A 19,813-nucleotide genomic window follows, 5' to 3' on the forward strand; every position below is an offset into this window, starting at 1 on the left:
ACAAGAAAGCAAAACATTCTGTGAGGTAGAGTGTTTAGAATAAAACAGAGCATAAATAAAAATGCGTGGGACTATTTTTTATGCAATGTAAAATTTTCCTCATAGGCAAAAATATTGATAAAAGTAAGTTTTGTCATATATTTAGACATGCAAGATATATATAATATTGCATTAAAGCAAGATAAAGTTATAACAAAAATTAGCTTTTTTAATAAATTTTATAAAATAATTTAGGCTAAGTTGGAAAGTTGGTGTACCTACCCTCTAAAATACTTGAAAGTCTTAAATCGTCTTTTGCTTTGGCGATAATCCTCAAAAACTAAGCTGCCTAAGCCCTCCAAAGAACTGAAATAAGCATTGCCTCCATTGACTTGGGTAAACTCTCTGACAAATTGTTGGAGATAAGGGTCAGAGGCAATCATAAAAGTAGTGATAGGGATTTTTATCCGCTTGCACTGTGCGGCTAAGTTGAGGGTTTTATTGAGTATCTTACTGTCTAAGCCAAAACTATTCTTATAGTACCGCAATCCTTCTTTGAGGCAGGTAGGTTTACCGTCTGTAATCATAAAAATTTGCTTATTGGCATTTTTCCTGCGTCTGAGCAAGTCCATAGCCAACTCCAGACCTGCTACTGTATTGGTATGGTAAGGTCCTACTTGCAAATAAGGCAAGTCTTTGATTTCTATTTGCCAAGCATCATTCCCAAATACTATGATGTCTAAGGTATCTTTTTTGTAGCGAGTAGTGATGAGTTCAGCCAATGCCATGGCTACCTTCTTGGCGGGGGTAATGCGGTCTTCTCCATAGAGAATCATAGAGTGAGAAATATCAATCATTAAAACAGTAGAAGTTTGTGTTTTGTAGTCTTTCTCCATGATTTGCAAGTCTTCTTCTGTAAGCATAAAATCGCTTACGCCATGATTAATCTGTGCGTTTTTGATAGACTCAGTCATAGAAATTTGGTCGAGGTCATCGCCAAATCTATAAGCCCTCATGTCAGCATTAGGCTCATCGCCCACGCCTGAGTTGGTTGTATTGTGCTTGCCTTGCTTGCCTCTTTTTAGCTTACCAAAAATCTCCTCCAAAGCACTTTTGCGTATCGTTTGCTCTGTTTTTGGGGTAATCTGAATCTCGCCACGCTCCGAATTTTCCTCTATGTAGCCTTTTTCTTTTAGGTCTTCATAAAAATCACCGATTCCGTACTGCTCGTTGGTCAGACCGTAGCGGCGGTCAAGTTCAGTAAGTATGCGCATTGCTTCTGCTGCATCGCCAGAGGTCATATTGAGCAACTGCATAAAAATTTTCATCAAGCTATCAAAAGTAGCTTGTGCATTGCTTTTGGGCGGTTCGTAATCAGAAAATCGGTAGCCAAGCATAATTTTTTTATTTACATTTTGTCATATTTTTTAGAAAACTATTGATACAACAATAAAGTTTTAGACTAAATTCCTTATTCTTCATTCTTCTGCTAATTTTTGCTTACTCATTGCTACAATTTGCTTTACCTGTTCCTCAAAAGTAATAGCCGTAGTATCTATGAGTTGGGCATCTTCCGCTTGTCGAAGTGGGCTATCTTGGCGAGAGGTGTCTATCAAATCTCTTTTTTTCAAATTCTCTATTATTTCTTCTAAATCAACTAATTCTCCTTTTTCTAATAACTCGTCTTGGCGGCGTTTGGCTCGTACTGTCATCTCTGCGGTCATGAAGATTTTGAGTTCTGCTTCGGGAAAGACCACCGTCCCAATGTCCCGACCGTCCATGACTATTCCCTTTTTTTTGCCCATTTTTTGCTGTTGGGCTACTAAAAACCTTCGCACTTGGGAGATAGCACTGACTTCGCTTACTTTGTCAGAAACTGTCATTTGGCGAATCTCTTGCTCTACATTGATGCCGTTCAGGTAAGTATCCGATTTTTGTGTTTTAGGATTGTGGCGAAACTCGATTTCTATTTCTTTGAGGGCATTTTCTATTTCATTGGGATTGGTCAAACTTACAAAATTTTGCAAAAAGTAAAGGGTTACAGCACGGTACATTGCCCCTGTATCTATGTAGCTATATCCTAAAATAGAGGCTACTGCCTTTGCTGTAGAGCTTTTTCCACAAGCGGAGTAACCGTCTATTGCTATGATAATCTTTTTCATTTATTTATTTTTACTAAGCAAATTTATTTTACTTTGCCCTAAAGCACAAGGACAAATGAGTAAATTTAGGAGATATTTCAGGTAAGGTAAATATCTAATCTCAATAGGACTCACTTTCATTAGGGAAATCTTGGGCTTTTACGTCTTTGACATAATTGCTTATGGCTTCACTCATTACCGTATGCAAATCAGCATAACGCCGTAAAAATCTGGGTTTAAACTCTTGGTTAATGCCGAGCATATCATGTAATACCAATACTTGTCCGTCTGTACCAGCCCCTGCCCCTATGCCGATAGTAGGGATAGTCAGTTGCTTAGAAACTTTTTCTGCCAAATTAGCAGGAATTTTCTCTAAGACGATACCAAAGCACCCCAATTTTTGCAAAAGTAGGGCATCTTCTAATAATTTTTGGGCTTCAGCTTCTTCTTTGGCACGCACAGAGTATGTACCAAACTTAAAAATAGACTGTGGCGTAAGTCCTAAATGTCCCATGACAGGAATACCCGCACTCAATACTCTTTCTACTGAGTCTTTAATTTCTGCCCCTCCTTCCATTTTTACGGAATGCGCTCCTGCTTCTTTCATGATACGTATGGCAGACTGTAAGGCTCTTTTAGAGTTGCCTTGATAAGTGCCAAAGGGCAAATCAACCACTACAAAAGCACGACTGACGGCTTTGATGACAGAGGAGGCATGGTAAATCATCTGCTCCAAACTCATGGGCAAAGTAGTTTCATTTCCCGCCATGACATTGGAGGCAGAATCACCGACCAAAATCACATCTATACCTGCCGAGTCGACTATGCGCGCCATGGAGTAGTCATAAGCAGTAAGCATGGCTATTTTTTCTCCACGCAATTTCATTTCTTGAAGCTGGTGTGTGGTAACTTTCTTTATATTGGGACCTTGGTGAACTGACATATTTAAGCAAAATAGATTGGTTGTTTAAATCTCGAATAAAATGTGAATTACTTACTTATGTAATTTTTTATTTTTAGTTATTTGTTGCTAAGCAGGGTTTATCAAGTAACAGCCTAAGAAACAAGGAATAAGCTAATATTCTTGTATGTGTTGTTTAAGTATCAGCTATTAACTAAGCAAAGATGTATAATAATATAAGATTTTTTCCTATTTCTTTTCAATTTTTCATCAAATCATTCTCCTATACAGTGCTAAAACTATTTGAGCGGTATAATAAGTATTTTCAATATACGTTTAAACTAACACGATACACCCCTTTCTTATACTTTCACATTCACATTCATTAATGATAAACTCACATAATCTAAATGAGAATATCCACATTTATATTTCTGGGGAGTACGCTTTTAACAGGAGCGTTGTTATTGGTAGTTACTATACTGTTGTGCTTTATGTTCTTGCAAGATAGCCCTTACTATCCTCTCACCTTGCTCTCTGCTTTAGAAGAATTTATTTTGAGCATTGGCTATAAGTTCACACTTGTTGTAAGTGGCATTGGTGTACTATTCCTTTTGCAAGTCAGGCTGTTGCAGAGAAACTGGGAGTATATTTAGGCTAAAAGCAAGTCTATGACTCTTTTTTCTAAATCGGTGGCTTTGATGCGGACTTTTACTTTGTCCCCTAAGCGATATACTTTTTTGTAACGCGAACCAATCACCGAGTAGCTTTTCTCATCATATTCGTAATAATCTCCCTGTATATCAGCTAACCTGACCATACCCTCGCATTTGGTTTCTGTAATTTCTACATAAATTCCCCATTCTGTAACTCCAGAGATAATACCTTCAAAAACCTGCAAAGGGTGGCTTTGAGAAGCAATAATTTGCATTAGTTCCACTTGCTTGTATTTGATAGAGGCTCTCTCGGCATCTGCCGCTTTTTTTTCTCTATCTGAGCTATGCTTGCATTTTTGTTCTAATTCTATTTGGTTTACGGGTTCTCCTCCTGCTAAATAATGTTCCAATAATCTATGTACCAATATGTCAGGATAACGACGAATAGGCGAGGTAAAATGTGTATAGTGTTTAAAAGCAAGCCCGTAATGAGGCAGAGGTTCTGTTGTATATTTTGCCTTTGCCATAGTGCGAATAGCCAAGCTTTGCAATACGTTTTGCTCTACTTTACCCTCAGAAGCTATTGCCATCTGATTGAGCGACTTAGCTATATTTTTGCCTTCTGTTTCTAAGTGATACCCAAACTGCTTGGCAAAAACTTTCAAATTTTCTAATTTTTCTGCATCAGGGGCATCGTGAGTTCGGAAAACCATAGTATTTTTGATTTTCCCTTTGCGTAGCTTATATACAAACTCTGCCACACGTTTGTTTGCCAAAAGCATAAACTCCTCAATCAACTTGTGGGCTTCTTTGCGAACTTTGGGAACAACCTCCAAAGGTCTGCCCTTCTCATCTAATTTGAATTTCACCTCTACTGTTTCAAAGGAAATGGCTCCACTTCTATAGCGGTTTTTCTGCAAAATAAGGGCTAACTTATTCAAAGTCTGTATCTCTACTGCAAAATCTCCCTTCCCTGTTTCTATGACCTCTTGGGCTTCTTCGTAGGTAAAACGGCGTTGGGAGTTGATAATTGTTTTCCCAAACCACTCCTCGACCAATTTGCCTTGTGGGGTTAGCTCAAAAACCGCAGAGAAAGTCAGTTTGTCCTCATGAGGTCTAAGTGAACAGATGTGATTAGAAAGTTTTTCAGGCAACATGGGTACTACTCTATCTACCAGATACACCGAAGTTCCGCGCTCTAAGGCTTCCCTATCTAAAATTGTATCAGGTTTTACGTAGTGTGTAACATCAGCAATATGCACCCCTACCTCCCAATTCCCATTTTCTAACTGTCTAATGGACAGGGCATCATCAAAATCTTTAGCATCAAAGGGGTCTATAGTAAACGTAGGGATTTTCCTAAAATCACGCCTTTTATGAATCTCCTCGGATGGGATTTCCTCGCTGATTTTATTTGCCATTTTCACAATGCTTTGCGGGAAATCCAAAGGCAAGCCATACTCCGCCATAATAGAGTGCATTTCAGTTTCATGCTCGCCTGCTTTGCCTAAGATTTTGGTAATTTTTCCAATAGGATTTTTGCCCTTCTCGTCCCACTCTGTGATTTGAGCAATGACTTTGTCACCGTGCTTCGCTCCTTTGGTGTCTTGCAGATTGATAAAAATATCATAAAACATCTTCTTGTGGTCTGGCACAACAAAAGCAAAACGCGCAGAAAGTTCTACCCTGCCCACAAACTCTGTTCTTGCTCGTTTAAGTATTTCTACTACTTCGCCTTCAGGTCTATTACTTTTCTTGAACTTATGAACGATTACCTTGACCGTATCTCCGTCCAAAGCTGTGTTCAGGTGTTTGCTACCCACCCAAATATCTCTTTCCTGCCCCTCTACCATGATGTATGCAAAATCTCTGCTTACATAATCTACTACCCCTTCTAATACATCTTCGCTATCTAATCTAATCTGATAGTTGTTATTGACCCTGCTGATACTTCCTTTTTTGGTCAGTTCTTCTAACAAAAACTCTATTAATTCCTTGATTTTTATATGCTTGGCTTGTAACTTTTTGTGAATCTGTTTGAGAGAAAGTTGTTTTTGAGGAGAGGAGTGCAAAAGGGAAAGCAATACATCTTTGACTTTATCTGTTTGAAATTCAACAAATTCTGAGCTTTTCTTTTTTCTTTTTCTTACTCGTTTGCGTTTAGGTTTGGTTGTGTTGTTTTTTTCGTTTTTAGACATAAAAATATAAAAATAGTGTACAATTATGTTTGGTAACAAAAGCAAGCAGTAGAAAGTTTCAACTCTTTCATAACCTACTAAAAATTATACAGAAACTTAGGCTACTTTGTTTAAAATTTATATTTTTGAAAGAAAATAATTAAATTACTGAGATTATTACTACCATACTTTGAAAAAACTTATGCGGCACGATGTAAGTAAATACGATGACATGTTTTTCCAAGCCGACCAAATGATAAAAGACAATCAAATTACACAAGCGGTCAAGACTTTGGAAGAGATTATTGAGGAGAATCCTGAATATGGAAGGGCATATAACCACTTAGGCTGGATATACGAAACTAAGTACAGAAGTTACGAAGACGCAGAGGAGTGCTACAAAAAAGCACTGCAATATGCCCCTGAATACACTCCTGTCTATTTGAACTATGCTTATCTGCTCTCGAATCAAAGCAGATTTTCTGAATTAGAACCTTTATTGGATAAAGCCTTGCGCGTGCCGGGAGCTTACAAACCAAGTATTTATAATGAATACGGAATTATGTACGAACTTATGGAAAAGTTTGACTTAGCTGTAGAGTATTACAAGAAAGCTATTTTTAGCTCTACGGACAATGCTAATATCAAAACTTATCAAGACTCTATAGAACGTGCTAATCAGAAAAAAAGAATGTTAGAGCCTCCTTATCATGGAGGTCGGGCTGGAGAATAAAAAAGAATTTTCTATTGTTATGCTAAAATCTTATTATTTTCATCAAATTTGTCCAAAGTAAAAAAAGGACTATAATTTAGTTTACCCTTGAAAAGTCTTTAAGCCAAACAATAATCATTTTAGTACCATAAACCTAATGCAAAGGTTCGTTATCATCATTTTATTGCTTTTATGTCATCTATCAGCAAAGCCTCAGAATAAAGCGGTGATAGATAGCTTATCCGACTTACTCAAGTCTGCAAAAGATACCAGCAAAGTACTTGTTTTGAACCAATTAGCATGGAATTACAGAAACTCAGACCTCTCTCAAGCGGTTGCCTATGGAGAGCAATCTATAGCACTTGCTCAGTCAATTAAGTACCACAGAGGCTTGGCAGAGGCTTACAACATGCTCGGAGTAGTACAGCGCAATATCGGTAATTATTCTAAGGCTACTGACTTTTACTTCAAGGCTTTACAAGTAGCTGAGCAGTACAACATCACACAGCAAATTTCGTATTCTAACCTCAATCTGGGGGATATTTTCAAATACCAAAAAAATTATGAGCAGGCTGTTCTTTACATAAACAAAGCCATTCAATCCTTTGAAAATATCAAAGACCAGAGAGGAATCGGTTATGGATACATTCGCTTAGGCGAGGTATATCAGGAGCAGGGTTTGTACCAAGAAGCCCTCAAAGCCTATGAAAAATCCTTAGAGGTACGAATAAGCCTAAAAGATAAGTCCGCTATAGAGTCCACTACCAATCGCTTAGGTAACTTGTATGAATTGATGAATGATTATCCACAGGCTATCAAATACTTGACCCAATCTTTGGAAATAGGTTCAGAAATCAATGACCTGAAAAGCATTGCAGGTACGCAAGCAGACTTAAGCAGATTGTATTTCAAACAAGGGGACGATGACAAAGCGATAGAGTATGCAGAACAAAGCCTTGAATTAGGGCAAAAATTGGATACACGTGAAAGTATCAAAAGAGCCAGTCAAGTATTGGCAGAAATTTATGCTAAAAAAGAAAACTACAAAAAAGCCTATTATTACCAAAGCATACTGATGGAGATGAAGGACTCTCTCTTTAATCAGGAAAGTTTTATTAGAATCAATAACTTACAAAAAAACTATGAAACCCAACGAAAGCAAGCAGAAATAGACTTACTCAACAAAGACAAACAAATACAAAATCTAATTTTGAATATACTAATAGGCGGGCTACTGTTGTTTTTATTTCTTGTGTTTGCTTTGTATAGAATTAACCGACATCGCAAAAATGTAAATCAAATTCTCAACAACCAAAATAAAATCATAGAAAAACGCAATGAGGACATTACAGCAAGCATTAACTACGCAAAAAGAATCCAAGATGCTTACCTGCCCTCTTCGGAGCGAATAGCCAAATATTTACCAGAGCATTTTATTTTTTTCAAACCCAGAGATATAGTAAGTGGGGATTTTTATTGGTTTGCTGAGGTAGAAAAGAAAATAGTTTTAGCAGCAGTGGATTGCACAGGGCATGGGGTGCCGGGAGCATTCATGTCTTTGATAGGCAATAATTTGCTCAATCAAATCGTGCTGAACATGGGCGTAACTATGCCAGAGGTGATTCTCTCAGCCATGAATGCAGGGGTAAATGAAGTACTCCAACAAAAGCAAACACAAAACAGAGATAGCATGGACGCAGCCCTCTGTGTAATAGACCTGAAAAACAAAGTATTAGAATTTGCTGGGGCAAAATCTCCCCTGTTATACATACAGAATAATCAACTGTATTTTATCAAAGGAAATAAAAGCACAGTAGGCGACATAGACCGAGAAGAGGTAAAAATTTTTGTCAAACATACGATTGATATTTCCATTCCTACTACATTTTATATTTTTTCTGACGGCTTCCCTGACCAGTTTGGAGGTAGCGAAAATAAAAAGTTTCTTACTAAAAACTTGAAAGAACTACTTTTCAGTATTCACCAACGCCCAATGAAGGAACAGGAAATACTCGTGCAGGCTACTTTCAGAGATTGGATAGGCGACTACTCTCAAATAGATGATGTTACAGTTATTGGAGTAAAAGTCTAATAATCAATATTTTACTAATCTTTGTTGTAAATTCATTTCTTTTTTAAGTTACTTTTACAAATAAAATTTACAAAAAATTCTTTTCAAATTTGGTAGTTATAGAAAAACCTACTACCTTTGCACCACCAAAAACAAAACGCACCGTTCGTCTAGGGGTTAGGACGCATCCCTTTCACGGATGAAACACGGGTTCGATTCCCGTACGGTGTACGAAAATAAGGCTTATTAAGCAATCAAAAAAGTATTAGCATCTCTTTTAGTGCTAATACTTTTTGTTTTAAAATAGTCCGCATATCAGCTAATCTCACTTATTCTAATACAATCGCAAAACTTGCTGAGTAAATCCACATATAGATTTGTACTTTGTTAGAAGGCCATCCGTTTTGAGAAAGATATGACAGGGTAGAACCTACTACACATATCTGATCTCCACTTCCATCTTCCACCGTGTATTTGAACCAATCATTCTGGGCATCATAATCAGTGTATCTCACAGTAAACTCTCTATATCTACCATTAATCCATGATTCCACCCAAAAACGAGGATTACTATTGCCAAGGGCGGTTATTCTAAAAACAGGCTCATTGCCTTCTTGAAAAAGACTCCATTCAGTAGGCCAACCACTCCATTTTTCTAAGCTACTGTTCCAATATTGAACTTTGGCTCTTGACATTTTTAATCTTGGCGGTAACACATTCGCCTCAACATAAGAAGCACTTATAAGCGATAACACAAGTACGCAAACAAACAAATATTTAGCTTTCATAATAAAATAATTTTAGTGAATTGTTTTAATAATTTTAGATTGATTTACAAGAGAATAAACGCAACCATGTCAGCCATGATTAGGGAATTAGTAGGGAATATCAGGAAAGTTATAGAATGAAATACAAATATTTAAAAATATAAGTACTTGATTGCTAATTATCTGTATGCTTTTATGCTATTAGTAGTTAAAGCTGAGGAGAGAAATTCAGGAGTATTAATGCTGATAGGATAATAGAAAATACGTTATCAAATAACTAATTATCAATTAGTTAAAACAATAGTTATTCAAAATTCAGTAGAAAATCCTCTACCAATATCAAATTTTTTTTTACTATAGTTCTTCTATAGACTTCCCTACTAAATAATCAATAACACCCATCATTTTCTTTTTGAGGTTATTAGAGGCAATCGCCAAGTTCTTAATGAACTCTTGCTCAACTGCTTGCTCGTTATCAATCAAGTCGGTAATGGACTTAACGGCTATGAAAGGAATCCGATATAAGTGAGCCACCCAAGCAATAGCGGCGGCTTCCATCTCTTTGACTACGGGAGTTTCTACGTTGATGATGGCTAAGTCCGTGGGGGTAATGTCTAAAGAGTTGCCCGTAGAAACATTGGCTAACTTCATTCCTAATTTTTGGGCTAAGCGGGAAGCATTTAGGCAAGGATAGTTGCCCATGCCATATTTATCAAACCCCGGCAGAGGAATACGTCGGTCGTGGTAGCGAATATATTTATGGCTTACATACACATCTCCTATTTCGCTCCCTCTTTGAGCAAAGCCTCCTGCCGTCCCCGCATTGATAATTAGGTCTGGTCGGAAATGTTGTACTGCTAAAAATGCAGACAAAGTAGCAGGTTGGGTAGCTACACAATCCAACTGGAAATCTCTATCCGTGCCATTTAAGATAATGGTAATGTCTATGCCTTCTTTGTCGATGTGATAGGCTTCCATAGGTAGCTCCTCATCAAAAATTTTAGGCAGTTTGTAAAAATTATATTCTTCTATCAAAGGCTTTGCCTCTTGCTTCATCGCCATGATGATAGCTACTTTTTCAATAGGTTTTGTCATAGTTTGGGATAATAAAAAGTCAAGACAACAAAGAGGGATTGGATTTGAAAAGTAAAAAAAATAGTTTTTCAAATATAGATAAATTGTGTAAACTGCAAAAACTTTCACTTATTTTTGACTATGCAAAAGATTTTTAAAATAGCTTTTATCATTATTTTTATCGGACAGATAGCTGGGAGGTGGTTCTCTTCTCCTTTGTTGGACTATATTTTTAAGCCTTTGATAATGCCCTGCTTAGCTCTATACCTTTATTTTTCTGTGCAGGGAAGACTAAGTAAGTTTATTAAATTTATCATCATAGGATTTGTATTTTCTTGGCTGGGAGATATTGCCCTGATGCTTGAAAAATTCAACAGTCAGTTATTTTTATTAGGTTTAGCCTTCTTTTTGGTCGCACATATCTTTTATATAATTGCGTTCAATACTCATATTCAAAAGCCCTTTTTCCAAGAAAAGCCTCTTTTATTTGTACCACTTTTTTTGTACGGAATAGGCTTTTTTTATTTCCTTTACCCTAATTTACAAGGCTTTACCATTCCTGTACTCCTATATACCATAGTCATTACCGCTATGGCAATTTTTGCTCTGAACAGAAAGAATAATGTTTCTCTTCTGAGTTTCAAGCTAATTTTTAGAGGAGCGTTATTTTTTGTGCTTTCCGATAGTCTAATCGCACTCAACAAGTTCATGTTACAAATTCCCTACAATGGCTTATGGGTAATGCTGACCTACATGGTAGCCCAATACCTCATCGCAGAAGGAAGTAAGCAAAATTGAGATAGATTACTTAGCTAATTTTAAAAAGATTAGTAACTTTGTTAGAAAATAAAGCAGTCTATCGTCTTTCATAAAACACTCAAATTATATCACTCATGGCTAAAAACGTACTCATTACAGGGGGGACAGGTTTAGTGGGACAGAGGCTAAGTGAAATATTACTTGATAAAGGCTATTCCATAAGTTATTTGACCCGCAATAAGAAAAATGCTACTCATCTCCATTCCCCCCAAATCAAACTTTATGAGTGGAATATTAAGAAAAATGAGATAGAGCAAGAAGCTATACAACAAGCAGATTATATCATTCACTTGGCGGGGGCGGGTGTAGCTGATGAGAAATGGACACCACTCCGCAAAAAGGAAATCTTGGAAAGTAGAACGCTGTCCACCCAACTTTTAATAGATAAAATCAACAACGCTCCTAATCAAGTTCAGGCATTTGTAAGTGCAAGTGCCATAGGTTACTATGGACTAGACACGGGCAACGCTTGGCAGTACGAAAATATAGAAAGCCAAGCCAAAGACTTTTTGGCAGAGGTAGTAAAGGCATGGGAAAGCACTATTTTTAAAACGCAAAAAGTCCGTACCGTTGCTATACGCATAGGGGTAGTACTGAGCCAAAAAGGAGGAGCATTAGAGAAAATGGCACAACCAGTTCGCTTTTACACAGGGGCAGCACTGGGCAGTGGCTTACAGTACATTTCTTGGATTCACATTGATGATTTGTGTGAGATATTTGTGAAAGCCTTAGAAGATAGTCAGATGAGCGGCATCTATAATGGAGTAGCTCCTAACCCCGTTACCAATGAAGTGCTAACCAAAACTATCGGGAAGGTTCTAAACCGACCTATTTTGCCTCTCAATGTACCCGCTTTTGCACTAAAACTTGCACTTGGCGAAATGGCGGGAATCGTCTTAGGAGGGAATCGGGTTTCCTCTGAAAAAATAGAAAAAGCAGGTTATCAATTCAAATTTACTAAGATAGAAGAAGCTATTACAGACTTATTGGCATAAAATTATGGAAGATTTATTTATTGGTTATTTCGGCATTGAGCCTTCACTTTATTATTGGCTTGTCCTACCTATTGTTATTTTCTGTGCCAGAGTAACCGATGTTTCTCTCTCTACTCTTCGCGTAATGTTTGTAGCTGGCGGCAGACGGAAAATTGCCCCGCTTTTGGGTTTTTTTGAAGCCATGATTTGGATACTGATGATAGGGCAAATTATGAAAAATTTAGGCAATGTGCTAACATATTTTGGCTATGCGGGCGGTTTTGCTACAGGAACTTTTGTAGGAATGTATATTGAAAACAAATTGGCATTGGGCAAGGTAATTGTAAGAATTATTACTAAAAACGAAGCCGTAGAGTTAGTTAAAATGCTGACTGTGTCTAAGTTTGGCTTTACCAATATCAAAGCAGAGGGCAAATATGGAGATGTAAACGTAATTTTTTCTGTCCTGAAACGCCAAGATTTGCCTGAGTTTGTTGCTTTGATAGACAAACACCACCCCAACGCTTTTTACACAATCGAGAATGTTCGCTATGTACGAGATTTAAAAAATTTGATATGAGGCAGTTCTTCAGAGAATTTTGGCTGGGTATCTCGACTTATTCCTCAGCGATTGACTTTATCAAAAAACATAAGCTAAGAACTTATTTTTTGCTTCCTGCTATTTTCAGTGTCTTGATTTTCATTGGATTAGCCTTTGTGGCTTACTTTTATATAGAAGAACTGATGACTTACTTAGACCGTCTGCTCAACAAGACCTCTCTGGAAGGTTTTTGGTACAAAATAGCCCAATGGATAGTCAATACCTTAGTTTGGTTATTTGCAGGACTTGCCTACCTCAAACTTTATCGCTACCTCATGCTTATCTTGCTTTCTCCTTTTCTGGGCTTGATAGCCAATAAAGTGCAAGACATTTTACACCAACAAGAAGCCCCTTTTGACCTTCCTCAGCTACTCAAAGATGTACTCAGAGGAGTGTTGATTAGCTTACGAAATTTGGTTTGGGAACTACTTTTTACCTCTATTCTCATGTTTTTGAGTCTTGTTGTTCCTTTCCTGTCCCCTTTTACCATAGTACTGATTTTACTAATAGAAAGCTATTATATAGGCTTTTCTATGATAGACTACCGCAACGAGTACAAAAAGATTCCCTTTCGCCAAAGTATTCTCATCGTAAGGAAGCACAGAGGTTTTGCCATCGCTAATGGATTGGTTTTCAACTTACTCATTCTTATTCCTGTGGTAGGTGTGCTTTTCGCTCCTGCCCTGAGTGCGGTAGCCGCAGGCATAGGGATAGAGAAAATAGAACATTAAAAATCGTTAAGAAAATACTTTTGCCAAACGATTTATTTCTAAAATCCGTTTTGTTAAGATAAATTTGAACCTGCATTTTTTAGAGCCAATACAAGTTATGAGAAAAAATATTTTTCTGTATCTCCTTCTTATACTCACTTTCAATGACTTACACGCTCAGCGATTGCCTGAAATGGACAGTGTAGATATGTTATTGACCAATATGGCTATTCAGATAGAATGTACGGCAGGCGTAAATGACTTATACAATTTTAAATTCAGTCGCGCAGAAAGCCAATTTGGCTGGCTCAGACGTAAGTACCCAGAACATCCGCTTCCCTACTTCCTTATGGGTTTGAGCAACTGGTGGAAGATAGTACCTAACATAGACAATGAAAAATACGATGCTAAGTTTTTAGCTTATATGGACTCCTCTATCGCCAAAGCTGAGGCTTTATACGAAAAAAATAATAAAAACCCCGAAGCCGCTTTTTTCCTTGCTGCCGCTTATGGATTCAAAGGAAGGCTTTTTTCTGAAAGAAAGCAGTGGACAAAAGCTACTTTTGCAGGAAAAAATGCCATTAAATACATGGAAAAAGCCATAGATAAAAGCGAACTAAGCATTGAGTTTCTGTTTGGCGATGCCCTTTACAACTACTTTGCAGAATGGATACCTCAGAATTATAAGTTTTTAAAACCCGTGTTATGGTTTTTTAGGAAAGGAGATAGAAAAAAAGGATTGCAACAGTTAGAAAAAGTTGCCAGTGATGCTTTTTACACCAAAACGGAAGCCCAATACTTTTTGATGCGTATTTATCCTGACGAAGAGATGAGTCATAAGGCATTTGAAATGTCTAAATATCTATATAAAACTTTCCCTGACAATGCCTACTTCCATCGCTACTATGCCAGAATGTTGTACCAAAATGGTGAAATGCACGAGTTAGAACCTGTTTCCTTAGATATTATCAGTAAAATTGACTCAAATAGAGTAGGCTACGAGGAGATTAGTGGTCGCTATGCTGCCTTTTTCTTGGGACACATCTACCGCATCAAAGGTGATAAGGAAAAAGCAAAGCATTACTACCAAAGAACCGTACAATTTACAGAGAAAACTAAATCTTTTGATGCAGGCTACTATCACTATGCAATGGCGGAGCTGGCTCACTATGCTGATAAAGAAAAAAATATCTCTTTGGCAAAGCAATATTATGAAAAAATTAAAGAGCATACCGACAAAAATCATATCTTGCATAAGGAAGCTAAAGAATATCTGAAAAAAAACAAAAAAAATAGTTGATTCCCTGTTTTTATGCACATTCCGTTTAATAAGCCTTACCTTTCTGGCAAGGAAATAGAATACATCATAGAGTCTGTTAATTCTTTGAAAATCTCGGGCGACGGGCTATTTACCAAGAAATGTCATCAATTTTTCGAGCAAAAATATGGATTCTCCAAATGCCTACTTACTACCTCTTGCACAGATGCACTGGAAATGGCGGCACTACTCATAGACATTCAGCCCAATGATGAGGTCATCATGCCCTCTTTTACTTTTGTATCCACAGCAAATGCCTTTGTACTGAGAGGAGCAAAAATCATATTTGCTGACAGTCTTGCCTCTCACCCCAATATTGACGCAGACGCTCTCGAGGCTCTCATTACGCCTAAGACTAAAGCTATCGTAGTCGTACACTATGCAGGGGTGGCTTGTGAAATGAACAAAATCAATGAATTAGCCCAAAAATATAATTTGTATGTCATCGAAGATGCCGCCCAAGCCATAGATTCTTTTTATCAAAATAAACCTTTGGGTAGCATTGGACATTTTGGGGCGTTCTCTTTTCACGAAACCAAAAATTTGATTGCTGGCGAGGGAGGCATGCTGACTATCAATGCCCCCCAATTCATAAAAAGAGCTGAAATAATCCGAGAAAAAGGAACAAATCGCTCAGCTTTCTTTCGCGGCGAAGTGGACAAATACAACTGGGTGGACTTAGGTTCGTCTTTTCTTCCTTCGGACATTATTGCCGCTTTTTTGTACGCTCAGTTAGAAAACTTGGAGGACATTCAAAACAAAAGAAAACACATTTGGCAAACCTATTTTTCTCACTTTCAAGAACTCAAAGAAAATTGCCAAGTGGATTTACCTTATATTCCTGATTATGCGACCAATAATGCACATATCTTTTATTTGGTATGCAAGGATATAGAGCAGAGAAACCAACTCATTCAGTTTTGTAAACAACAGGATGTAAACTTAGTTTTTCACTACATTTCTTTGCATAAAAGTCCTTTTTATGTTTCTAAACATGGCTTGCGAGAACTTCCCAATGCGGATAGGTTTTCTGATTGCTTAGTACGTCTGCCTTTATTCTATGAGATGAAGGATAGTCAGTTAGAAAAAGTTGTCCAGTGTGTTATAGATTTTTTTAAGAAGAAATAAAAAGAAGTTCTACCTGTTAAAGCAAGGTAGAACTTCTTTTACTGAATTGCTGTATTTATCTAATTGCTAAGTTTCTAATGGATAAACTTGGACTTATCACCTAATCAATGACTTGCAGATGCTAAACTCTCAGGAGCTTTCTTGCGATATACAGCGTGCAAAGCACCAAAAGCCACTATAAGAATCATAGGTAGAAAAGAAGTATAACGCATGGCAGTTTGTCCCCCCATTTCTCCAAAGACAGAACCCATGATAGGCAATACGATTGAAACAGAAAACATACCAGCCCCACCCATAATTGCCAAGCCAAGCGCACCTGTCTTAGGCATATACTCTGAAACAAAGCCCAGCATAGTAGGCCAGAAAAAGCAAATACCTACTGCAAAAATACCTGCTGCCACAAAAGCCGTCATGCCACTTGCGCTGCTCAGCCAGAAAAGTCCTATCGCAGAGAAAATAGCAGAGAAAAGCAACATACCCGTAGTAGAAAGCCTATGTACCACTTGCCCTGCAAAAGTTCTGCCTATAGCCATGATACCATTGATAAATGCCAATACTAAAATACCTGAAACCCCTGCACCCTGAAGCAAGGCATCTATCCATTGATTGGTGCCTAATTCTGTAGCAGCAGTTAAAAACATACAGAGTACCATGAAAATAAATAAAGGCTTCACACACTCTTTGAACATATCGCCTGTAGATACGCCCATAGCTACGCGTTCAGTTTCAGGGAATTTTTGTTTCCAAAATAAGTACGCATAGATAGCCGCAGGAATCAGCATAGTGAGCATGTGTATTTTCCAACCTAAGCCTATTTCTCTGAACAGAGCTACTACAATACTACCGATTACAATGCCTCCGGGAAACCATACGTGAAAGGCGTTTAGTTTTTCCACTTTCTTGTCAGGATAAAGAGTAGCTACTAAGGGGTTGCAAGCGGCTTCTACTAAACCATTTCCTACCCCTACCAACAAGGTAGAAATAAATAGCGGATAGAAACCTCCTAAAGGTGCAGAAAAAATAGTAAGGATAATTCCCAATACGTGTCCTGCAAAGGCAAACCACAATAACCTACCCATGCCCAAAATGTCGCAAAGTGGTCCTCCAAAAATCATAGCCAAAGTGAATCCCCAAAAAGCAGGAGCAAAGGCAAGACCATACTCGGCTTCTGAAAGATTAAACTCAGCTCTGAAATCGGCATCTCCCAATAGCCCTCCACGAATAGCAAAAGACATGGCTGTAACGATGAGTGCAATTCTACTTGCTAAAAATAAACGATTAGCGTTCACATTCATTTCCATATTTTTATTTCATTTTAAGTTTAGTATGTAAGTAATTTTCAAAATAAAATTTCTCAAATCTAAAACGATTGCAAAATAAAATTCAACAATTTTTTCAAAATATTTGAGCATTTGGCAAAATAATTTTTAAAAATTTACTTTCTTTATCTTCTGCCAATTTGTCATAGAAAAGTAGGGAGGTGCAAGATTTGTGAAAGGCATTGGGAAGTCAAAGAATCTAAACTTTAATTTTATTCAAAAACACATGGAATTAGAAAATCTCGTTGAAAAAATAGGTAGTTTTCCCAGTATTGAAAAAAAGCTGCTTGAGCAACGCAAAATCTTTCTTTGGGGCGTAGTAGATGATAACTCGGCGAAACACGTCATAGACCGACTTTTCTACTTAGAACTCGAGAAGCCCGGAGAAGAAATTACCCTCTATATCAATAGCCCTGGTGGCATGGTTACTTCAGGTTTTGCCATTCACGATTCTATGAAAGCCATTACCTCCCCTGTTTCTACGGTTTGCATGGGTTTAGCCGCCTCTATGGGGTCTATTTTGCTCTCCGCAGGTGCAAAAGGCAAGCGTTTTGTTTATCCTTACGCCCGAGTAATGATTCACCAACCAAGCGGAGGAGCGCAAGGGACAACTTCAGATATAGAAATTGCAACCAAAGAAATATTGAAAATCAAAGAATTAGGTGCAAAAATCTTATCTGAAAACTGTAACCAACCCTATGAGCGAGTGATGAAAGACATGAATCGCGATTATTGGATGAATGCAGAAGAATCTGTTGCTTATGGCATTGTGGATGGCATTTTAACAAAGTTTTAGGTCAATCTAATTTCTCGACTCTGTACCCTAATAACGTTTGTAAGTCTGTGGTCTTATGAACGTTATTTGTTTTCACTATATTCAAAATCGCATATTTAAAACTTTATCAGTATTCATGAAAAAAGTTGATATTTGCCTTTCCCCTAATCTACTGAATTTATACAAATTGGAAGAAAAAATAGTGGTAATAGTAGATATACTCAGAGCTACTTCTTGTATGGTAGCGGGTCTGGCAAGTGGTGTAAAAAGCATTACCCCTGTCGCAAGTTTGGAAGAGTGTACTAACCTAATGGAGCAGGGTTTCATAGGAGCGGGAGAACGCAATGGACACAGAGTAGAAGGATTTGACTTAGGAAATTCACCTTTTGAGTACATGAGTGAGGCAGTCAGAGAGAAGAAAGTTGCTATGACTACCACCAACGGCACGCAAGCCTTAGTGCTTTCCAAAGGAGCAGAGCAAATACTTATCGGTGCGTTCTTAAACCTTTCTTTTTTAGCTAATTATTTAAAAAAGCAAAATAACGATGTACTAATCGTTTGTGCAGGCTGGAAGGGCAAGTTTTGCATAGAAGATACGCTTTTTGCAGGTGCCTTGGCAAAAGAACTTGAAAATGACTTCCACAGCGAAGATGACAGCGTACTGGCGGCCCAAACACTTTATGAAGTAGCTCAAAATGATATGTACAGTTACTTACTCCAATCCTCTCACTACAAACGCCTGAGCCACTTAGAAGGAGGAAAAGATGTAGAATTTTGTATCCAAAAAGACAAATTTGAGGTAATCCCCGTACTGAAAGGGCAGGAAATTGTACTTTGGGAAGGCTAATATTTTTTCATCAATAGTGCCGTCCAGTTATTTTTTACTAAGTGTTTTTGCAAATTTAAGCCAAGTTTTCCCCCTTCTGTTACTATTTGGGGGATTTCATGCTCATAAAACCCACTCAAAAGGAGTAGCCCTCCTTTGAGCAAAAGTTGGCTGTAAATCGGCATTTCAGCAAGCAGAATATTCAAATTGATGTTAGCTAATACTACATCAAAATCACAAGTCTGAATCTGAGCAGCAGTACCATGAAAGACGTAAAACTTACTCAAAGAGAATCCATTGACTTGTATGTTTTCCTTTGCATTGGCTACTGCCCAGTCCTCTACATCACAAGCAATGACTTCTTTTGCTCCTTTTTTTAAAGCCATAATGGAGAGAATACCCGTCCCACAGCCGATGTCAGCTACTTTTTTCCCTTCTAAGTCCAAGTTCATCAGCTGTTCCACACACAAAGCAGTCGTTTCGTGATGACCTGTGCCAAAAGACATTTTAGGATTGATAATAATATCGTACTCAAAGTTTTTATCTAAAGCATGAAAATCTGCTCTAATAACACAATTTTCTCCAATAAAAACAGGCTCGTAGTTCTCTTCCCAAGTCTTATTCCAGTTTTGCTTAGGTTCTCGCTCAAGCTGGTATTCTAATTTAGTGAGTTGCTTATATTTTTCTAAAATAACCTGTGTGGCTTCTTGGTCAAATTTTTCTTCTTCTATGGACGTAAAAAAAACACCCTCGCTTTCTTCCCAAAAGCTATCAAAGCCAATTTCTGCTAATTCAAATTGGAGCAGATCTGCAAAATCTCTATCAATAAAAACTTTGAGTAGGATAAAAAACATGACTTTTCTTT

At 37.6% G+C, this 19,813-nt stretch carries 19 protein-coding genes and 1 tRNA gene; 12 read left to right on the forward strand and 8 right to left on the reverse strand.

The window, feature by feature from the left end; genetic code table 11:
• Positions 1-257: 257 nt before the first annotated feature.
• From BM141_RS00180 to panB, 3 genes are all read right to left on the reverse strand, one after another.
• Positions 258-1,376: a vWA domain-containing protein gene (locus BM141_RS00180; RefSeq protein WP_091538182.1), complete on the reverse strand. Its 1,119-nt coding sequence runs from the start codon at positions 1,374-1,376 to the stop codon at positions 258-260.
• Positions 1,377-1,457: 81 nt separating this feature from the next.
• Positions 1,458-2,141, reverse strand: coding sequence for a (d)CMP kinase (gene cmk / locus BM141_RS00185; protein WP_091538184.1), 684 nt, complete (start codon positions 2,139-2,141; stop codon positions 1,458-1,460).
• A gap of 100 nt (positions 2,142-2,241) precedes the next feature.
• Positions 2,242-3,063 carry a 3-methyl-2-oxobutanoate hydroxymethyltransferase gene (gene panB / locus BM141_RS00190; RefSeq protein WP_091538185.1) on the reverse strand — a complete coding sequence of 274 codons (822 nt, stop codon included), beginning with the start codon at positions 3,061-3,063 and terminating at the stop codon, positions 2,242-2,244.
• Positions 3,064-3,431: 368 nt separating this feature from the next.
• Between panB and BM141_RS22485 the strand changes: the two genes are divergently transcribed.
• Positions 3,432-3,677: a hypothetical protein gene (locus BM141_RS22485; RefSeq protein WP_143090726.1), complete on the forward strand. Its 246-nt coding sequence runs from the start codon at positions 3,432-3,434 to the stop codon at positions 3,675-3,677.
• Here the strand turns inward: BM141_RS22485 and rnr are convergent.
• A complete protein-coding gene (gene rnr, locus BM141_RS00195; protein ID WP_091538187.1) occupies positions 3,674-5,875 on the reverse strand; it encodes a ribonuclease R in 2,202 nt (733 codons plus the stop codon). The genes BM141_RS22485 and rnr overlap by 4 nt on opposite strands.
• 181 nt (positions 5,876-6,056) lie before the next feature.
• On the opposite strand from rnr, the gene BM141_RS00200 reads away from it, so the two are divergent.
• The 3 genes from BM141_RS00200 to BM141_RS00210 all read left to right on the forward strand — a co-directional run bounded on the left by BM141_RS00200 (position 6,057) and on the right by BM141_RS00210 (position 8,868).
• On the forward strand, positions 6,057-6,587 hold the full coding sequence (locus tag BM141_RS00200) for a tetratricopeptide repeat protein (RefSeq protein ID WP_091538188.1): 531 nt from the start codon (positions 6,057-6,059) through the stop codon (positions 6,585-6,587).
• A 136-nt stretch (positions 6,588-6,723) separates the two neighbouring features.
• Positions 6,724-8,658, forward strand: a complete 1,935-nt coding sequence (locus BM141_RS00205; RefSeq protein WP_091538190.1) for a tetratricopeptide repeat protein — start codon at positions 6,724-6,726, stop codon at positions 8,656-8,658.
• 138 nt (positions 8,659-8,796) lie between these two features.
• Positions 8,797-8,868: transfer RNA gene (locus BM141_RS00210), tRNA-Glu, on the forward strand.
• A gap of 98 nt (positions 8,869-8,966) precedes the next feature.
• On the opposite strand, the gene BM141_RS00215 is transcribed toward BM141_RS00210, so the two are convergent.
• Both BM141_RS00215 and BM141_RS00220 read right to left on the reverse strand, forming a co-directional pair.
• Complete coding sequence (locus BM141_RS00215) at positions 8,967-9,425, reverse strand: hypothetical protein (RefSeq protein ID WP_091538192.1); 459 nt, start codon at positions 9,423-9,425, stop codon at positions 8,967-8,969.
• A 333-nt stretch (positions 9,426-9,758) separates the two neighbouring features.
• Entirely contained in the window at positions 9,759-10,499 is a 741-nt protein-coding gene (locus BM141_RS00220; RefSeq protein WP_091538195.1) for a phosphorylase family protein, read from the reverse strand.
• A gap of 120 nt (positions 10,500-10,619) precedes the next feature.
• Between BM141_RS00220 and BM141_RS00225 the strand changes: the two genes are divergently transcribed.
• From BM141_RS00225 to rffA, 6 genes are all read left to right on the forward strand, one after another.
• The gene (locus BM141_RS00225; RefSeq protein ID WP_091538197.1) at positions 10,620-11,276 is read left to right on the forward strand and encodes a lysoplasmalogenase; all 657 of its coding nucleotides are present in this window, start codon (positions 10,620-10,622) and stop codon (positions 11,274-11,276) included.
• A gap of 95 nt (positions 11,277-11,371) precedes the next feature.
• Positions 11,372-12,292 (forward strand): TIGR01777 family oxidoreductase, encoded by a 921-nt coding sequence (locus BM141_RS00230; protein WP_091538199.1) that lies wholly within the window; start codon positions 11,372-11,374, stop codon positions 12,290-12,292.
• Positions 12,293-12,296: 4 nt separating this feature from the next.
• A complete protein-coding gene (locus tag BM141_RS00235) occupies positions 12,297-12,851 on the forward strand; it encodes a DUF2179 domain-containing protein (RefSeq protein WP_091538201.1) in 555 nt (184 codons plus the stop codon).
• Positions 12,848-13,603, forward strand: coding sequence for an EI24 domain-containing protein (locus tag BM141_RS00240; protein ID WP_091538203.1), 756 nt, complete (start codon positions 12,848-12,850; stop codon positions 13,601-13,603). The genes BM141_RS00235 and BM141_RS00240 overlap by 4 nt, the downstream gene beginning before the upstream one ends.
• Positions 13,604-13,700: 97 nt before the next feature.
• Positions 13,701-14,882: a tetratricopeptide repeat protein gene (locus tag BM141_RS00245; protein WP_091538205.1), complete on the forward strand. Its 1,182-nt coding sequence runs from the start codon at positions 13,701-13,703 to the stop codon at positions 14,880-14,882.
• A 12-nt stretch (positions 14,883-14,894) separates the two neighbouring features.
• Positions 14,895-16,028 carry a dTDP-4-amino-4,6-dideoxygalactose transaminase gene (rffA, locus tag BM141_RS00250; RefSeq protein ID WP_091538207.1) on the forward strand — a complete coding sequence of 378 codons (1,134 nt, stop codon included), beginning with the start codon at positions 14,895-14,897 and terminating at the stop codon, positions 16,026-16,028.
• Between the two features lie 104 nt (positions 16,029-16,132).
• Here rffA and BM141_RS00255 read toward each other — a convergent pair whose 3' ends face one another.
• A complete protein-coding gene (locus BM141_RS00255; RefSeq protein ID WP_091538209.1) occupies positions 16,133-17,329 on the reverse strand; it encodes an MFS transporter in 1,197 nt (398 codons plus the stop codon).
• Between the two features lie 244 nt (positions 17,330-17,573).
• On the opposite strand from BM141_RS00255, the gene BM141_RS00260 reads away from it, so the two are divergent.
• Both BM141_RS00260 and BM141_RS00265 read left to right on the forward strand, forming a co-directional pair.
• A complete protein-coding gene (locus BM141_RS00260; protein WP_091538515.1) occupies positions 17,574-18,143 on the forward strand; it encodes a ClpP family protease in 570 nt (189 codons plus the stop codon).
• A 115-nt stretch (positions 18,144-18,258) separates the two neighbouring features.
• Entirely contained in the window at positions 18,259-18,969 is a 711-nt protein-coding gene (locus BM141_RS00265; RefSeq protein WP_091538519.1) for a 2-phosphosulfolactate phosphatase, read from the forward strand.
• On the opposite strand, the gene prmA is transcribed toward BM141_RS00265, so the two are convergent.
• Positions 18,966-19,802 carry a 50S ribosomal protein L11 methyltransferase gene (gene prmA, locus BM141_RS00270; protein ID WP_091538210.1) on the reverse strand — a complete coding sequence of 279 codons (837 nt, stop codon included), beginning with the start codon at positions 19,800-19,802 and terminating at the stop codon, positions 18,966-18,968. The two genes, BM141_RS00265 and prmA, sit on opposite strands and share 4 nt — an antisense overlap.
• Positions 19,803-19,813: the final 11 nt, after the last annotated feature.

The organism is Thermoflexibacter ruber (assembly GCF_900113045.1).
Classification (GTDB): domain Bacteria; phylum Bacteroidota; class Bacteroidia; order Cytophagales; family Thermoflexibacteraceae; genus Thermoflexibacter; species Thermoflexibacter ruber.

Coding starts and splice junctions, on each gene's coding strand:
- BM141_RS00180 (WP_091538182.1), bottom strand. CDS start 1,376: ATGCTTGGCTACCGATTTTCTGATTACGAACCGCCCAAAAGCAATGCA.
- cmk (WP_091538184.1), bottom strand. CDS start 2,141: ATGAAAAAGATTATCATAGCAATAGACGGTTACTCCGCTTGTGGAAAA.
- panB (WP_091538185.1), bottom strand. CDS start 3,063: ATGTCAGTTCACCAAGGTCCCAATATAAAGAAAGTTACCACACACCAG.
- BM141_RS22485 (WP_143090726.1), top strand. CDS start 3,432: ATGAGAATATCCACATTTATATTTCTGGGGAGTACGCTTTTAACAGGA.
- rnr (WP_091538187.1), bottom strand. CDS start 5,875: ATGTCTAAAAACGAAAAAAACAACACAACCAAACCTAAACGCAAACGA.
- BM141_RS00200 (WP_091538188.1), top strand. CDS start 6,057: ATGCGGCACGATGTAAGTAAATACGATGACATGTTTTTCCAAGCCGAC.
- BM141_RS00205 (WP_091538190.1), top strand. CDS start 6,724: ATGCAAAGGTTCGTTATCATCATTTTATTGCTTTTATGTCATCTATCA.
- BM141_RS00215 (WP_091538192.1), bottom strand. CDS start 9,425: ATGAAAGCTAAATATTTGTTTGTTTGCGTACTTGTGTTATCGCTTATA.
- BM141_RS00220 (WP_091538195.1), bottom strand. CDS start 10,499: ATGACAAAACCTATTGAAAAAGTAGCTATCATCATGGCGATGAAGCAA.
- BM141_RS00225 (WP_091538197.1), top strand. CDS start 10,620: ATGCAAAAGATTTTTAAAATAGCTTTTATCATTATTTTTATCGGACAG.
- BM141_RS00230 (WP_091538199.1), top strand. CDS start 11,372: ATGGCTAAAAACGTACTCATTACAGGGGGGACAGGTTTAGTGGGACAG.
- BM141_RS00235 (WP_091538201.1), top strand. CDS start 12,297: ATGGAAGATTTATTTATTGGTTATTTCGGCATTGAGCCTTCACTTTAT.
- BM141_RS00240 (WP_091538203.1), top strand. CDS start 12,848: ATGAGGCAGTTCTTCAGAGAATTTTGGCTGGGTATCTCGACTTATTCC.
- BM141_RS00245 (WP_091538205.1), top strand. CDS start 13,701: ATGAGAAAAAATATTTTTCTGTATCTCCTTCTTATACTCACTTTCAAT.
- rffA (WP_091538207.1), top strand. CDS start 14,895: ATGCACATTCCGTTTAATAAGCCTTACCTTTCTGGCAAGGAAATAGAA.
- BM141_RS00255 (WP_091538209.1), bottom strand. CDS start 17,329: ATGGAAATGAATGTGAACGCTAATCGTTTATTTTTAGCAAGTAGAATT.
- BM141_RS00260 (WP_091538515.1), top strand. CDS start 17,574: ATGGAATTAGAAAATCTCGTTGAAAAAATAGGTAGTTTTCCCAGTATT.
- BM141_RS00265 (WP_091538519.1), top strand. CDS start 18,259: ATGAAAAAAGTTGATATTTGCCTTTCCCCTAATCTACTGAATTTATAC.
- prmA (WP_091538210.1), bottom strand. CDS start 19,802: ATGTTTTTTATCCTACTCAAAGTTTTTATTGATAGAGATTTTGCAGAT.